Raw genomic sequence first — 15,560 nt, forward strand, 5'->3', positions numbered from 1 at the left:
TCGTCGCCGGGGACGGCGGTGGCCGGGGCGTCCACCGTGAGCCTGGTCGCGGCCTTGGTCGGGTCCTGCAGCACGCGCAGGGAGTACACGCCGGCGTCGTTCGACGACACGGCGAACAACCGGCCGGCGTCCGGCGTCCAGGCCAGGCCGCCCGGGGCCAGTGTGTCGGAGCCGCTGCTGTGGCCGGTGTTGGGGAACTCGTAGGTGCGGACCGGCTCGTCCACCTGCGGCCTGAAGATGTAGACGTCCGGCTGGTACCAGCCGAAGATGCCCGCCGCGACCGTGCCGTCGGGCGCCACGGCCACCGAGTTCGGGTACGGGTTGGTGGTGTAGCGGCCGTCGCTGGACAGGTCGGAGGTCCGGTAGACCTGCTGGAAGTACGGGGCGCCGCTGGCGGCGAGGATCTGCGTGCCGTCCGGGGTGACGGTGAGGTCCTGCAGGTTCGACGCGTTGTTCGGGCCGAAGCGGTACGCCTTGGACTCGGCGTGCCCGGAGGACACGTCGTAGACCTGGAGCTCGATCGGGCTCTGGTCGGGTGCGCCGGCCGCGAGCGCGTCCGGGTTCCCGGGGGAGGAGGCGACCATCGGGGCGGAGTACCACGAGTGCCCGCCGCCCTGGCCGAGTGTGACCACGGCGCCGTCGGCGGTGACGGTGCCGGCGGAACCCGGCGTTCCGGCAGGGTCGTCGGTGGGCGTGCCGGGATCGAGGTCCAGGGAGCCGAGGTTGCCGTGCATGGCGTCGCCGTACCCGAACCAGATCGTGTCGCGGTTCATGGCCAGGTACCGCGGGGCGGTTCCGGCGCCGATGGGGTAGCGGGCGGTCTCCTTGAGCGTGGCCGTGTCGATCGCGGAGATCGCGTCGCCGTCCGGGACGGCGACGTACAGCGTCGCGGAGTCCGCCGACAGCACGAGCCCGGCCGCGCCCGGCTCCGACTGGATCGTGCCGACCACCGTGCCGTGGTAGTCGGTCACGACGATCTTGCTGTTGGCACTGCTGCTGATGAAGACCCTCTGGTGGAGCCCGTCCACGACCATGTCCGAGTACGAGCTGATGGGCAGAGCGATGTCGCTGTCGGCGGCGGCCGGCGTGGCCGTGACGCCGAGCAGTGATGCGGTGGCGAGCAGGACGGACAGGGCCGTCCCGCCCGCGAGATGACGGGTGCGCAAGCTGGTCCCCCCAGGCGGACGTCCGTCGCCGGAGAACTTCCGGCGACGTGTGGGCGCGCCGCGGGGCGCGGGCGCGGAGAACGGCCCGGCGCGCCTTCGGCGGCGGCAAGGGGCAACGCTATGTCACGCTTCCGGCAGCGATCTTCTTCCCGGACGGTCCACACCGAGGTCTGACCACGGTTTCGCCGGGCCATGGGGAATCCGTGCCCGATTCGATGTCCCGCTCCGTACAACCATTGTGCGGGGTCGGTGATTTCAGCCCTGGGCGACCCGCACGGTGACGGTCCACTCCTGGAGGCCCAGGCAGGCTACCCGGTCCGGGGCGGTGGGCTGGGCGCACAGGGGGCGGGTGGCGGTGAGGCGGGCCGTGCCGGGGGCGGCCGCGCGGTAGGCGGCGATGGCGTCCCCGCGGGGGGCGCCGATGCCGGCGTTGCCGGCGCGCAGGGCGCCGCCCTTGAGGGTGACGGGGGACCAGGGGCGGTCGGCGGTGCCGTCGAGCGTCACGCGGACCGTGGCGCCGGTGCTCACGCACAGGGTGCGGCCGGTGTCGGCGGCGGTCAGGTCGAGCCGGGTGGGGCACGGTTTCACGCCGGTGGCCGGGCCGTCGCCCGGCTGCTGGGCGGTGCCGCCGCAGGCGGTGAGCACGAGCGCGGCGACGGCCGCCGCGGTGAGGAATGCCGGACCGTGCAGTCGGTGCATGGGTGGACCTCCTTTTCTCTGTGACGTGTCCCGGACGCAAAAGGGTCCCGGCCGCCTCGCGGCGACCGGGACCCCACGCGGGGAGGAAAGGGCTCAGCTCGTGGTCAGGGCGGTGTCGTCGACCACGAAACTCGTCTGGAGGGAGGAGTCCTCGGTGCCGGTGAACTTCAGGGTGACGGTGGAGCCGGCGAAGGAGGACAGGTCGAAGCTCTTCTGCGCGTACCCGGTGGCCTTGTTGAGGTTGGAGTACGTGGCCAGGGTGGTGGACCCGGCCGTGACCGTGAGCTTGTCGTAGGCCGAGGTCGTGGTGGTCTCGGCGGTGTCGATGTGCAGCCAGAAGGTGAGGGTGGCCCGGCAGCCGCTCGGGACGGTCACCGACTGGGTGAGCGTGTCGGTGTGGGTGGAGCCGTAGCCGTCCATCCAGGCCTTGTACGAGCCGCCGTGCGCGGCCTCGCCGGAGTCATTGGTGATGACACCGCTGGAGGCGGTCCAGCCGGTGGCGCCCGACTCGAAGCCGGGGTTGGCCAGCAGCTGGCCGGCCGTGCAGGTGCCGCCGCCGGCCGGCGCGATGGTCCAGCCGAAGGAGGCCGAGCCGGAGGCGCCGGTGGAGTCGGAGGCGGTGACGGTGGTCTGGTAGGTGCCGGCGGTGGTCGGGGTGCCGGAGACCAGACCGGTCGAGGCGTTCACGGACAGCCCGGCGGGCAGGCCGCTCGCACTGTAGGTGAGCGCGGCGCCCGCGCTGTCGGTGGCCGAGATCTGCAGGCTGCGGGCGGTGCCGACGGTGCCGGACTGGCTGCCCGGGTTGGTGACGGTGACCGTGTTGCCGCTGCTGGTGCCGTTGGTGAAGGCGGTGACGCCGTTCGGGGTGCCGAGGCCGGTCGGGCCGTCGTAGCCGGTCTTGGCGGTGCACAGGTAGGAGCTGGAGCAGCTGCCGTTGGCGCCGGTGGTCACGTCCCAGAGGTTGGCGGTGTGGGCGTAGGGGTACGACGCCGGGTTGCTGCCCGCGGCCGGGGCGCCGCCCAGCGCGTAGACGCCCGCGATGAGCGGGGAGGAGGCGCTGGTGCCGCCGTAGACCGCCCAGCCGGAGCCGCCGTAGGTGTCGTACACCGCGACGCCGGTGGCGGGGTCGGCCACCGCGGAGACGTCGGCGACGGTGCGCCGGGAGCAGCCGGTGTCGGTCTGCCAGGTCGGCTTGGTGTCGTACGCGGAGCAGCCGGAGCCGGTGCCGTCGCCGCCCGAGGTCGTGCCCCAGACCTTCTCGGTCCAGCCGCGGGTGGTGGAGGACGTGTTCAGCGAGGTGCCGCCGACGGCGGTCACGTAGCGGGAGGCCGCCGGGTACTCGGCGCCGTAGCCCGCGTCGCCCGCGGAGACGGTGATGGCGACGCCCGGGTGGTTGAAGTAGGCGCTGTCGTACGACGGGTCGGCGGACTCCTCGTCGCCGCCGTAGCTGTTGGAGACGAACTTCGCGCCGAGCGCGACGGCCTCGTTCACGGCCGTGCCGAGGTCCTGCATGCTCGCGGAGTTCGCCTCGACGAGCAGGATGTTGCAGCTCGGGCAGGCGGCGCTGACCATGTCGAGGTCGAGGGCTATCTCACCGGCCCAGCCGCTGTCGGGGCTCGGCAGGTTGGTGGTGCTGCCGGTCTGGCCGACCTTCTTGAAGCAGCCGTTGGCGACGGTGCAGGCCGACAGCCCGTACTGGGAGCGGTAGGTGGCAAGGTCGGTGGCGGCGTTGGGGTCGTCGTAGGCGTCGACGATGGCCACGGTGAGGCCGGAACCGCCGGTCGACGGCAGGTTGTAGGCGCTGTGCAGGTTGGCCGGGCCGAGGCCGGACGGGGTGGCCTGCGGCGACAGCGTGTTGTCGCGCTTCATGGCGATGTCGGTGCGGCGCTGGGCGAGGCAGCTGACGTGGCCGGCCGCCGGGGCGGCGCACAGGTGCTGCGTCGGCACGTGGGCGCCTGCCGTACCGGTGGAGTGCACCGTCTGGGCCTGCGGGGACTGCAGGGCCCGGGCGTTCTGGGTGTCGCGGGCCGATGCGGTGTGGGGGGCGGGGGGCGCGGCGGCGTGGGCCGCGGGGCCGGCGGCCAGCAGGCCGCCGACGGCCAGGGCGAGCGCTGGCAGGGCCGCGGCGACCGATCGTCTCAGTCGGTGCGTGGAGAGGTGCACGAGGTGCCTCCGTCGAGTGCCGGGAGTGGGGGTGTCACGGCGCGGTGCGGGTGGCGCGGGTGGCGCGGTTCCTGGGCGGCCGCGGGGTGTGCGGGCATGTGTGCCTGACAGTCATGCGCATGTCATTTCGACACGCGTAGACCACCCCTGTGCTGCGGCTGCGTACGGTGATGACGGGTGACGCGCCGAAGCTATTGCAGGGCCGCCACCGCCGAACAGCACGGGACGAAGATCTTTACCGCCGCTTGAGGGGCGTTTGCCCGGACCGAGACGGGACCCCTCTACCTCCCTCGGTGCGGCCCGATTTCCGTAGGGTTTCCCCTGTACGCCCCGCTGTGGCCGCGCCCGCCTTGACCTTGTCGCAACGTCAAGGTCTCTACTGGCCCCATGCGCATCGGAGAACTCGCCGCCCTCGCCGGGGTCAGCACCCGCACGGTCCGGCACTACCACCGCATCGGACTGCTCCCCGAGCCCGCGCGCCGCGTCAACGGCTACCGCGACTACGGGCTGCGCGACGCCGTCGAGCTCGCCCGCGTCCGCCGCCTGGCCGAACTCGGCCTCGCCCTGGACGAGATCAGGGACGTGCTCGCCGACGACGCCGGCAAGGACCTCGCCGAAGTCCTCGCCGGACTCGACGCCGACCTCGCCCGCCAGGAGGAGGCCATCCGCGGCCGACGCGCCCGCCTGGCGGAACTGCTGCGCCGCGCCGAGAGCGGCGGGCTGCCCGCGGAAGGGCCCGTCTCCCCCGAACTCGCCGCGCTCTTCGCCGACATGGCCCGCGTCACCGCGGACCTGCCCGGACCCGAGCCCGCGATGGCGGCGAAGGAACGCGAACTGCTCGCCCTCCTGGAGACGGCGGCCTCCCCGCAGACCCGGGGCTGGCTGACCGGCCTGGTGCGGTCCATGGACACCGGCCCCGACGCGATGCGCCGCGCGTACGCCGTCTACGCGCTCATGGACGAACTGGCCGGGGCCCCCGTCGACGACCCGAGGGTCGGCGAGACGGCACGGGCCATCGCCGACGCCGTGCCCGACGAGATCGTCGCCGCGCTGGCCGCGACCGGCGAGGACGACGTGGTGGCAGCCGCAGAGCAGGACGGCTTCGTCGCCGCGTTCCTCGACGACCACGCCCCCGCCCAGGCCGAGGCCGTACGGCAGGCGATCCGGCTGCTGCGCGAGCGTGCCCGGTGAGGGCCGTCCGCGGCTGGGCCCTCGGCCTGCTCGTCGCGGCGGAGGCCGTTCTCGCCGCGTGCCTGCTGGCCGGCGTGCCCGTGCCGCCGCCGGTGCTCCGGGGCACGCAGCTGTGCACGGTCGCCGTGGCCGCGTGGCGGCTGCCGCGCCTGGTCCGGGCCCACCGGCAGGCGCGGCGCCGGGGCCTGTCGCGCCCGGCCGCGCTGCGGGCGGCCGTACGGGACGCGGTGCCGGTGCCCGTACGGCGGCTGGTCCGCCACGAACTCGCCCTGGCGGCGAGCCTCATGCGGTGGATCGCACGGCGGCCGCGGCACGGCGTGGGCGAGGGCGACACGGCGGTGCCGTACAGCGGGGCGCAGGCGGCGACGATGTGCGGCTTCCTCTTCGTCTCCGTCGTCGAGACCGTGCTGCTCGCGCTGATCATCCCCTGGCCCGCCGTGCACGCCGTCACCCTCGTCCTCGACCTGTGGGGCTGCTTCTTCGTCCTGGCCCTGCACGCCGCCTGCGTGGTCCGCCCGCACGTCGTCGGGGCGGACGGCTCGCTGCGCGTGCGGTACGGCGCGCTCGTCGACATCCGCGTCCCCGCGGACCGCATAGCGACCGCCCGCGTCGACCGGCGCTTCCCCGACGGACGGCTGGTGACGCTCGCCGGCGACGGCACGGCCGACCTGATCGTCGGGGGCCAGACCACGGTGACCGTCGAGCTCACCGAACCGGTCGCCTTCCTGCGCCCGCTGGGCGCCCCGGCCCGGGCCCGCGTGCTGCGCTTCCACGCCGACGACCCGCGGGCCGCCGTCGCCGCCCTGGGCTGGGCGGGGCGCGGGGCTTCGGGTAACGTGACGTCGCCAGCAGTGGACGGACCGAGGAGGTGAGACCCATTACCGCCACGTCAGGTTGGGTGCTCCCCCCGTACGGCTCCGCTGCCCTCCCGGCATAGGAGACCGCGGGAGCGCCCTTCGGCATCCCGAAAGGCCCTCATGCCCGCATTGCCTCCTTCCGTGCCCCCCGCCCCGGTCGACCCCGAGGCCGTCGTCGCCGCGCTGCGCGCCGCCGGCTGCGTCTTCGCCGAGGACGAGGCGCGCCTGCTCCTCTCCGCCGCCGGCGGCCCCGCCGAACTCGCCGTCATGGTCGAGCGCCGCGCGGCCGGCTTCCCCATAGAACAGGTCGTCGGCTGGGCCGAGTTCCGCGGTCTGCGCATCGCCGTCGACCCCGGTGTCTTCGTACCGCGGCGCCGTACCGAGTTCCTCGCCGGCGAGGCCGCTCGCCTGGCCCGCCCCGGCGCGGTCGTCGTCGACCTGTGCTGCGGGTCCGGCGCGGTGGGCGCCGCGCTGGCCGCCGAGGTGGAACGGCCGCGGCTGCACGCCGCCGACATCGACCCCGCCGCTGTGGCCTGCGCCCGCCGCAACCTCGCCGCCGCGGGCGGCACCGTCCACGAGGGCGACCTGTACGAGCCGCTGCCGGCGCGGCTGCGCGGCCGCGTCGACGTCCTCGTCGCCAACGCCCCGTACGTCCCCACCGACGCGGTGGGGTTGCTCCCCGCCGAGGCCCGCGACCACGAACCGCGCACCGCCCTCGACGGCGGCCCGGACGGCCTCGACATCCTCCGCCGTGTCATCGCCGGCGCCCCCGACTGGCTGGGGCCCGGCGGCCACCTCCTCTTCGAGACCGGGGAGCGGCAGGCCCCGGCGGCGGTCGCCGCCGTCACCGGGGCCGGTCTGCGGGCGCGCGTCGCGGTTTCCGGGGAATGGCACGCCACGGTGATCGTCGGGACCGCCGCCCGGGAATGACAAGGGCCGTCGGAGAAAAGTCCCACGGTGCGACGGGACCAAAGTCCCGTCGGCATGCCACCGAAAGGCCCGGGCGCTGAAAGGCAGAAAGCAATAACGCGGGAAAGCGTGAGAGGGAGAAAGTCCCGGCCCTTGGAGTGGAAAGTCCTGGCGCCCGGAAGGGAAAGTCTCCTGCCCGGGCGGAGGGGAATCCGCGCCCCCTTCCGTCCGGGTTCCGTGCTTCCTCTTTCTGCCGCGCCCGCGCGCCCGCGCATGCGCGCGTAAGGGGGGTGTCCCCGGGCCGGTCCCGGCGCGGGCGCGGGGTGATGGCGAGGGGCCGCCGCCCCGGCATGCGGGTGCCGGGACGGCGGCCCCTCGGCACGTTCGCGCACGTCAGCCCGGGGTCTCACCCCCACATCAGGGCGGCGTTCCCCGGCGCGCGGAGCCCGCGGCGCGCTCGTGCCGTCCAGGACGGGCCACGCAGTGCCACCGAGTGGGCGCGCAGCGCGACATCGGGGCGAAATATGTGACCGGGGCCACGTGGCGCCGGTCACTCAAGGGGCGATTTGTGCGGGTTCGCGTGTGACGTGGCAGATATGGCGCACGCCACAGTCCGGGGTTCTTAGTAGTCGGCGGCCCCCAATTCCCGTCCGGTGACTGGGCGGCGGGACTTTGGACCCTGAGGCGGCTACTAATCGCGGTCGTAATGGGGGGCATTGACCCCCGTCAGGAATTGGGCCAACAATTCATGGCGTACCCCACGGAAAAGGAAAGAAACGAATGCAGATCTCCGCCATGACGAAGTTCGCCTCCGCCGCCAAGGCCAAGAAGATGTCCCTCGGTGTCGTCGCCGCCAGCGCCGCCGTCGTCGCCGGTGGTGTGGCCATGGCCCCCACCGCTTCCGCCGCTCCGACGCACTCCGGCTCCGTCAACTCCTGGATCAACCAGGCGCTGGAGGTCATGCACAAGAACGGCATCCCGGGCACGTACAACGGCATCTACAAGAACCTGATGCGCGAGTCCTCCGGCAACCCCCAGGCGATCAACAACTGGGACAGCAACGCCGCCAAGGGCATCCCGTCGAAGGGCCTCATGCAGGTCATCGACCCGACGTTCAACACGTACCACGTGCCCGGAACCTCGCACAACATCTACGACCCGGTCGCCAACATCACCGCGGCCTGCAACTACGCGGCGCACCGCTACGGCTCGATCGACAACGTCAACTCGGCCTACTGAGGCCGCGCGCGACAGCGCCCACGCAGCGTCCCCGTGAAGAGTGCCCCCGGCAGTGCCACTGCCGGGGGGCGCTCTTTTTTGTGCTTCCGCACCGGGCGCCGGGTCCGTGCTTGACACCGCCGCGGGCCCGGCGCATCATCGTTCCACTAATCAAGTAGTGGAATGGTGGTGCTGGGAACGTGGAGTTCCGCATCGACCGGCGGAGCGGCGTCGCCGCCTACCAGCAGATCGTCCAGCAGACCAAGCAGGCGCTGCGGCTCGGTGTGCTGGTGCCCGGGGACCGGCTGCCGACGGCCAAAGAGGTCGCGGAGAGCAGTGCGGTCAACCCCAACACGACGCTGAAGGCCTATCGCGAGCTGGAGCGGGAGGGGCTCGTCGAGCCCCGGCCGGGTCTGGGGACGTTCGTCCGCCGGTCCCTGGCCCGCCCGCAGGCCGGGCCGGACTCGCCGCTGCGCGGCGAGCTCGACGCGTGGATGCTCCGGGCCCGTGCCGCGGGTCTGGAGCGGGACGACGTGACCGCCCTGGTCACATCGGTACTGGAGCAGCGGTACGCGGAACCCCTGGCGGCCGCCGCGGGCGCGGAAACGCACGGGAACACGGAAAGCGGGAAGCACGGATGAGTGACGGCATGGACCTTCCGGGACCACCGGAGGAGTCGGCGATCGAGGCCTTCGGCGTCGGGAAGAAGTACCGGCGCGGCTGGGCGCTGCAGGACTGCTCCTTCCGGCTGCCGGCCGGCCGGATCTGCGGTCTGGTGGGACCCAACGGAGCGGGCAAGACGACGCTGATGAGCATCGCCGCCAACCTGCTGGAGCCGAGCTCCGGCACGCTGCGGGTGTTCGGCGCGGCCCCTGAGTCGGCCGAGGCCGGCCGCCGGGTCGCCTTCCTCGCCCAGGAGAAGCCGCTGTACCGGCGCTTCACCGTCGCCGAGACGCTGCGCATGGGCCGCGAGCTGAACCCCGGCTGGGACCAGGCCGCCGCCGAGGGCATCGTGCGCGCCGGAAACGTGCCGATGAGCGCCCGGGTCGGCACCCTGTCGGGCGGCCAGCGCACCCGTGTCGCCTTCGCCGTCGCGTTCGGCAAGCGCCCCGACCTGCTGCTGCTCGACGAGCCGCTGTCCGACCTGGACCCGCTGGTACGTCACGAGATGATGAGCCTGCTGATGGCCGAGGTCGCCGAGCACGGCACGACCGTCCTGATGTCCTCGCACATGCTCGCCGAGCTGGGCAGCATCTGCGACTACCTCATGGTCATCGCGGGCGGCGGGCTGCGCCTCGCCGGCGACGTGGACGAACTGCTGTCCGCCCACGCCCTGCTGACCGGTGTCGCCGACGGCGGGCAGGGCCTGCCGGCCGGCCTGGAGCGGCACACCTTCGTCGAGTCCCGCGTCAACGGGCGGCAGTTCACCGCCCTCATACGTCCCGACGGTCCGGTCGGCGCCCCGTGGCAGACCGACACCCCGAACCTGGAGGAACTCCTGCTCGCCTACCTGCGCAACCCCGGGGCGCCCGCGCTGATCAGCCCCACGGCCCGCGTGGCGGTGGCGGCATGAGCACCGTGACCGACCCCAGGACCCCCGTCGCGGCCCCGGCCGCGAAGAGCCCGCGCCGCCCGCACCTGAGCGGCATGACCTGGCTGGTGTGGCGGCAGCACCGCGCCGCGTACTGGACCCTGGTCGCCCTGACCCTGGCCTGCCTGGCCGGTGTCGCGTGGCAGCGGTCCCGGCTGACGGACTACCTCGCGCAGTACGGCTGGCCCCACCTGAAGGGCGACGAGTGGGCCCATGGCTTCAACGCCTACTCCCAGCAACTGACCCAGGCGGGCCTGACACTCAGCTGCGTCCCCGTACTCCTCGCCGTTTTCGTCGGCGCCCCCCTGCTCGCCCCCGACCTGGAGAACGGCACCGCGAAGCTCGTCGCCGCGCAGTCCGTGAGCCGGGTGCGGTGGATCGGCACCAAGCTCGTCATCACCGGGGTCCTCCTGGTCGCCGGCACCGCGCTGATCTCGGCCGCGTACACCTGGTGGTGGGCTCCGGTGAAGAACCAGGCGGGCTGGACCGAGGGCACCTACTTCAACACCACCGGTCCGGTCGCGGTGGCGCTCACCCTCTTCCTCGTCGCCCTGGGCGTCCTCGTCGGCATGCTGGCGCGGCGCACGCTGACGGCGATGGTGGTGACCTTCTTCGTCTCGATCGCCGTGGAGGTCGCCTGGAGCCTGTCCCGGATGAACCTGGGTTCCCCGATCAACGCGACCACCCACCACGCCGCGGGCCTGCCGGGCCAGTCCCCCACGCTGCCGGCGGGCGCGTACGAGATCGACTCCAACTACATCACCGGGTCCGGCAAGCTGATGGGCTGGAGCACCTGCGCCCACGAGGCGAACGAGAAGGCCATCGAGGTCTGCCTGCGCAAGGCGGACGTGGTCGGCTGGTCGACGAAGTACCTGCCCATCTCGCAGCTGTCGTCGATGCAGTGGCTCGGCGCGGGCATCCTGTTCGGCCTCACCGCCGTCGTCGTCGCGGTCGTCGTCGTCCGGGGCCGCAGGCGACTGGTCTGATCCCGCACGGTGTCCCCCGGACCCGGCTCGCGCCCCTCACCAGGGCGGGGTCCGGGTCCGGGGCGCGTCACGGGTCTTTACAGGCAGACCCGCCTCGGCCACCCTTCTCCTCCATGACATCCGCCGCTCCGCAGGTCACCGCAGCCGTCCACGCCACCGCCGGGCGGATCGCCGAACTGCTCCGTTCCGGCGCGGACCCTGCCGTACGCATCCCCGGGGCGCAGTGGACCGTGGGCGAGGCGGCGGCACACCTGATGCTGGCCAACGAGCTGATGGCGGCGCTCGCGGAGGGCCACGAGCGGCCCTACGGCGACGGCACCGCCGGCAGCCTCGCGGCCGCCAACGCGGCCTCGCTCGAGGTGTTCACCGAGCGCGACCCGGCCGTGCTGGCCGAGGGCATCGTGCGGCACGCCGAGGCGTTCGCCGACGCCGCGGCCGTCCGCCCGGCGGACCGGCCCGTCGTCACCCCGCTCGGCCCGATGGACCTGGCCACCCTCGGGTCCTACCTGGTGGCGCACATGCTCGGCCACGGCTGGGACATCGCCGCCGCGCTGCGCCGCCCGCACATGGTCGACGCGGCGGCTGTGGAGGCGACCGTGCCGTTCGTCATGGCCGCGATGCCCCGCGTCCTCAGCGCCGCGGCCGCCGGCCACTCCGCCTGCTACGACCTGCGGGTCCGCGGCGGCTCCCGCTTCGCCGTCACCTTCACCGACGGCGCGGCGCGGGTCACGCCGGAACTCCCGGGCCGCCCCGATGTGACGATCGTCGCCGAGCCCGTGACGTTCCTGCTCATCGCGCTCGGCCGCCGCACCGCCACCGGCGCCATGGCCCGCGGCAAGATCCTCGCCTGGGGGCGCAGGCCGTGGCTCGCGCCGGGCTTCCCGTCGCTGTTCACCGCGCCCTGAGGCGCGGTGCCCCGGGACCGTTCAGCCCGCGCCCGCGGCGACCGACTCGTACACCGACCGCGCCTCCGCGCCGAGGCGCGGGCCGGCGATCCACGTGGCAGCCGGCGGGCCGATGGAGGTGTCGCTGACGAGCGCGAGCGTGCCGTCGGGCCGCTCGGCGAACCAGCCGCCGCCGGAGGCGCCGGCGGTCATCGTGCACCCGATGCGGTAGAGCGACGCCCGGTCGGCGCGGAGCGACAGCCGTCCGGGACGGTCCTGGCAGGAGAACAGCCGCTCCCCGTCGAAGGGCGCGGCCGCCGGGTAGCCCCAGGCCTTCATCGCGGGGACGGCGGCCGTCGGCGGGGCGTCGAACCAGACGGGAGCGGCCGCACCGGTCGTCTCCTGGAGGGACGCGCCGCGGCCCGGCATGCTCACGTGCAGCACCGCGTAGTCGCCCGGTGAACCGGCGCCGCCGCTGGCGGCACCCTCGGCGGTCCACTCCGCGGAGGTCGCGGCCCGGTCCGCCCACCACATCCCGAAGGGCGCGATCACGTCCGCCCCGGCGGCCGCCCGGTCGCCGCCGAGCAGACCCCGGTCGTTGTACGAGGGCACGAAGACGATGTTGCGGTACCAGGTGCCCCCGGCACCGCCGTGCACGCAGTGCCCCGCCGTCCACACCAGTCCGGACCGGCCCGGGCGGGCCGGGTCCTCGACCGCGGTGCCGGAGCAGACGGCCGGCCCCTGGGGGGTGTCGAAGAAGACCCTGCCCAGCACGGGAGCGGAGGCGCGGTACGGCGTGCGCTCGGGCACGGCCGCGACGGGCGCCGGTTCCGGGTCGGTCCCGCCCGCGTCGGCGCCGAGGCCGGCGGGCACGCGGGGGTCCGCCGCGGCGGCCCCGGCCATCCGCTCCGTTGTCCACAGGCCGGGGACAAAGGGGTTGGAGAAGCCGGGCAGCGCCTGCCGTGCCGGGCCGGAGCAGCCGGTCACGGCGGCCAGGGCGAGCAGGACCGTCAGGCAGACGCCGGTCCACGGACGCCGGGGTACGGTGCGCATCGTCGTGGTTCCTCGGGTACGGAGGGGCACGTCCGGGGCGGAGGCTTCCGCCCCGAAGGCCGCGGGGCGTCGGTCAGTTGAAGAAGCGGACGGACTTCACTGCCGGGAAGCCGATCGCCGCCAGGTCGTTGACGTTGCCCTGCACGACCAGCGAGTTGCCGGTGCAGTCGGGGCCGTCCCAGATCTTGGCGAAGCCGCTGATCTGCAGGGAGCCGGAGAAGCGGACCGGCCGGCAGCCCGGGCCGGTGATGCCCTCGGCCGGGTCGGCGAAGTTCGCGGTGTCGAAGAACGTGGCGCTGGTCGCGGGCGCGACCGAGGGGCTCGCGCCGTTGTTCTGGCCGCCGTTCTGACCGTTCTGGCCGCCGCCCGCGGTCTGGCCGGCCTTCTGCCCGTCCGGGGTGACGCCGAACCAGGTGCCGCCGACGCCCTGCCCGTTGGTGTCGCCGGGCTTGGTGTCCTTGCTGAAGAGGTAGACCGGCCAGCCGCCGATCGTCACCTGGAAGGCACCGTCGCGCGGGATGAAGCCGATCGCCGACTTCCGGATGCCGTCGATGAAGACCTTGCCGCCCTTGGCGACCAGGTAGGGCGGCCACGTGCTCGCGCAGGCGTCGAAGCAGGTCGACCTCGACGGATTCGCCGAGTCGTTGTCGAAGCGGTAGAGCGTGAAACCGGCACCGTTGAGCACCACCGGGTCCAGCGCCCCGGCCCTGCCGGCCGACAACTGCACCCATGTGCGGGCCACCGGCTTCCGCGCGGCCGCGGCGGGGGCGGCACCCGGCGCGAGGTCGCCGGTGTTCGGCTGTGCGTTGTTCTGCTGAGCCGTGCCGGTGCGGAAGGACAGGTCGGCGGCGCCGGCGGTCGGCGCGCTCGACGGGGTGGTGGCCCCGCTGCTGCAGGCCGACAGCAGGAGCAGGCTCGCGGCGGCGAGGGAGGCGAGCGCGGTGGCGCGAGTGCGGAACATCTGAGTACCCCCGGGGTATCGGTTCGGTCGGCGCCCCGGCGTCCCCGGGGCGGTTGCACACCCCTGCCACGGACGGCGTTCCCGACCGGTTCGGACGTGATCGCGCCGAGACGCGACCGTGACGATTCCCGGATCGGCCGGATGCAATCGTCAACTTCAGGTTGACGCATGCGATGCGTCAACCTACCGTTGACGCATGACGCAACCCATCCGCCTCGACGACCTGATCGAGGCCATCAAGAAGGCCCACCCCGACGCGCTCGACCAGCTCTCCGACGCGGTCCTCGCCGCGGAGCACCTCGGAGAGGTGGCCGACCACCTCATCGGCCACTTCGTCGACCAGGCCCGCCGCTCCGGAGCCTCCTGGACCGACATCGGCAAGAGCATGGGCGTCACCAAGCAGGCCGCCCAGAAGCGCTTCGTCCCCGACCTCGACCCCAGCCAGGGCTTCAGCCGCTTCACACCCCGCGCGCGCAGCACCGTCATGGCCGCCCACACCGAGGCCCGCACCGCCGGCCACGCCGAGATCACCCCCGAGCACCTCGCCCTCGGCCTGCTCTCCGAACCGGAGGGCATCGCCGCCCGCGTCTTCACCGCGCAGGGCCACCCCCTCCCCGCCGTCCGCGAACACCTCACCGCCGCGCTGCCCCCCGCCGCCGGCGAGGCCGTCCCCGAGGTCGTCCCCTACGACCTCCGCTCCCGCAAGGCCCTCGAACTCACCTTCCGCCAGGCGCTGCGCCTCGGCCACAACTACATCGGCACCGAGCACATCCTGCTCGCCCTCCTCGAACTCGAGGACGGCACCGGCCCGCTCACCTCCCTCGGCATCGACAAGTTCACGACGGAGACCGCCGTCACCGAGATGGTCGCGGCGGCCGCCGCCGCCCGCGGCAACTAGCCTGTGCGGCTTCGCCCTGCCGCAGGCCGCCGCCCGCGCGACGTCAGACCAGGGCGGTGTCGCGCGGGTCGCACGGCAGCGGGACGAAGGGCAGCAGTTCGTCGCGGCCCGGCTGGACGACGCCGTACGTGCTCTCCGGCATCTCGTGCCAGGCGTCCGGCAGGTCCCCCAGGGGTTCGGAGACGATCAGCCGGGTCGACGGCGAGACGTCGTGCAGCCACCACAGGTCGGGGTGCAGTTCCTCCAGGGACTTCACGCGGCTGCTGTAGAACAGCGAGCGCGAACGGCCCTCGCTGGAGTAGCGGAACGCCCACAGCCGTTGGCCGTCGGTCGTGGCCACGGTCATCTGCATGGGGAACTCCACCCCGTGCCTGCGGCCGACCTCCTCGACGAGGCCCACCATGCGCGCGACGGCGGCCGGCGCGTCCTGGTCCAGGCCCATGCTGAGGGCGAGCAGGAACATCACCTCGGAGTCGGTGGACCCCTCCAGCCGGGAGAACAGCGCGGGGTCGATGGCGAGCGACAGGTCGCGGCGCAGCCGGTGGAAGTCGGTGATCGCGCCGTTGTGCATCCACAGCCAGCGGCCCACCCGGAAGGGATGGCAGTTGGTCTGCTGGATCGCGGTGCCCGTGGAGGCCCGTACGTGGGCGAAGAAGGTCGGCGAGGTGACGTGGTGCGCGATCTCCCGCAGATTGCGGTTGTTCCAGGCCGGGCCGGTGTCGCGGATGATCCCCGGGGTCTCCAGTCCGGGGGAGTACCAGCCGATGCCGAAGCCGTCGCCGTTGGTCGTCTCGACACCCATGCGGGAGTGCAGGCTCTGGTCGATCAGAGAGTGCTGGGGCTTGTACAGAATGTTGTCGAGCAGCATCGGCGTGCCCGTGTAGGCCAGCCACCGGCACATCAGCACCACCCTCTTCCCCGGGTGTCCCCTCTTTCCCTCCTTATACCTCTTTACCCCTCCGCGGGCCCCGCCGCAGGCCGAGG

Annotated in this window: 13 protein-coding genes and 2 pseudogenes; 9 read left to right on the forward strand and 6 right to left on the reverse strand. The window is 73.3% G+C overall.

All coding sequences use genetic code 11. The features are described 5' to 3' along the window. From ACIP64_RS20750 to ACIP64_RS20760, 3 genes and pseudogenes are all read right to left on the reverse strand, one after another. Positions 1–1,166: pseudogene (locus tag ACIP64_RS20750) on the reverse strand (Ig-like domain repeat protein); the annotation flags it as partial. Positions 1,167–1,421: 255 nt separating this feature from the next. Next, positions 1,422–1,865 (reverse strand): hypothetical protein, encoded by a 444-nt coding sequence (locus ACIP64_RS20755; protein ID WP_401588667.1) that lies wholly within the window; start codon positions 1,863–1,865, stop codon positions 1,422–1,424. Positions 1,866–1,958: 93 nt separating this feature from the next. Next, positions 1,959–4,028 carry a putative Ig domain-containing protein gene (locus ACIP64_RS20760; RefSeq protein WP_401588670.1) on the reverse strand — a complete coding sequence of 690 codons (2,070 nt, stop codon included), beginning with the start codon at positions 4,026–4,028 and terminating at the stop codon, positions 1,959–1,961. 387 nt (positions 4,029–4,415) lie between these two features. Between ACIP64_RS20760 and ACIP64_RS20765 the strand changes: the two genes are divergently transcribed. The 8 genes and pseudogenes from ACIP64_RS20765 to ACIP64_RS20800 all read left to right on the forward strand — a co-directional run bounded on the left by ACIP64_RS20765 (position 4,416) and on the right by ACIP64_RS20800 (position 11,685). Further along, on the forward strand, positions 4,416–5,219 hold the full coding sequence (locus tag ACIP64_RS20765; RefSeq protein ID WP_401588673.1) for a MerR family transcriptional regulator: 804 nt from the start codon (positions 4,416–4,418) through the stop codon (positions 5,217–5,219). Beyond that, entirely contained in the window at positions 5,216–6,091 is an 876-nt protein-coding gene (locus ACIP64_RS20770; protein ID WP_401588676.1) for a hypothetical protein, read from the forward strand. The genes ACIP64_RS20765 and ACIP64_RS20770 overlap by 4 nt, the downstream gene beginning before the upstream one ends. Positions 6,092–6,196: 105 nt before the next feature. Next, complete coding sequence (locus tag ACIP64_RS20775; RefSeq protein ID WP_401588678.1) at positions 6,197–7,006, forward strand: putative protein N(5)-glutamine methyltransferase; 810 nt, start codon at positions 6,197–6,199, stop codon at positions 7,004–7,006. Between the two features lie 915 nt (positions 7,007–7,921). Then, positions 7,922–8,224, forward strand: a pseudogene (locus ACIP64_RS20780) (transglycosylase SLT domain-containing protein); the annotation flags it as partial. A gap of 179 nt (positions 8,225–8,403) precedes the next feature. Further along, complete coding sequence (locus ACIP64_RS20785; RefSeq protein ID WP_401588681.1) at positions 8,404–8,844, forward strand: GntR family transcriptional regulator; 441 nt, start codon at positions 8,404–8,406, stop codon at positions 8,842–8,844. Next, positions 8,841–9,776 (forward strand): ATP-binding cassette domain-containing protein, encoded by a 936-nt coding sequence (locus ACIP64_RS20790; RefSeq protein WP_401588684.1) that lies wholly within the window; start codon positions 8,841–8,843, stop codon positions 9,774–9,776. The genes ACIP64_RS20785 and ACIP64_RS20790 overlap by 4 nt, the downstream gene beginning before the upstream one ends. Then, complete coding sequence (locus tag ACIP64_RS20795) at positions 9,773–10,780, forward strand: ABC transporter permease (RefSeq protein ID WP_401588686.1); 1,008 nt, start codon at positions 9,773–9,775, stop codon at positions 10,778–10,780. The genes ACIP64_RS20790 and ACIP64_RS20795 overlap by 4 nt, the downstream gene beginning before the upstream one ends. Before the next feature lie 113 nt (positions 10,781–10,893). Beyond that, on the forward strand, positions 10,894–11,685 hold the full coding sequence (locus ACIP64_RS20800; RefSeq protein WP_401588689.1) for a maleylpyruvate isomerase family mycothiol-dependent enzyme: 792 nt from the start codon (positions 10,894–10,896) through the stop codon (positions 11,683–11,685). A gap of 21 nt (positions 11,686–11,706) precedes the next feature. Here the strand turns inward: ACIP64_RS20800 and ACIP64_RS20805 are convergent, their stop codons facing one another. Further along, on the reverse strand, positions 11,707–12,717 hold the full coding sequence (locus ACIP64_RS20805) for a trypsin-like serine peptidase (protein WP_401588692.1): 1,011 nt from the start codon (positions 12,715–12,717) through the stop codon (positions 11,707–11,709). 73 nt (positions 12,718–12,790) lie between these two features. Continuing rightward, positions 12,791–13,678 (reverse strand): hypothetical protein, encoded by an 888-nt coding sequence (locus ACIP64_RS20810; protein ID WP_401588694.1) that lies wholly within the window; start codon positions 13,676–13,678, stop codon positions 12,791–12,793. A 196-nt stretch (positions 13,679–13,874) separates the two neighbouring features. On the opposite strand from ACIP64_RS20810, the gene ACIP64_RS20815 reads away from it, so the two are divergent. Continuing rightward, complete coding sequence (locus tag ACIP64_RS20815; protein WP_401588696.1) at positions 13,875–14,576, forward strand: Clp protease N-terminal domain-containing protein; 702 nt, start codon at positions 13,875–13,877, stop codon at positions 14,574–14,576. A 43-nt stretch (positions 14,577–14,619) separates the two neighbouring features. On the opposite strand, the gene ACIP64_RS20820 is transcribed toward ACIP64_RS20815, so the two are convergent. Further along, the gene (locus ACIP64_RS20820; protein WP_401588699.1) at positions 14,620–15,477 is read right to left on the reverse strand and encodes a class II glutamine amidotransferase; all 858 of its coding nucleotides are present in this window, start codon (positions 15,475–15,477) and stop codon (positions 14,620–14,622) included. Between the last annotated feature and the right edge of the window lie 83 nt (positions 15,478–15,560).

The organism is Streptomyces sp. NPDC088733 (assembly GCF_044751185.1).
GTDB lineage: Bacteria > Actinomycetota > Actinomycetes > Streptomycetales > Streptomycetaceae > Actinacidiphila.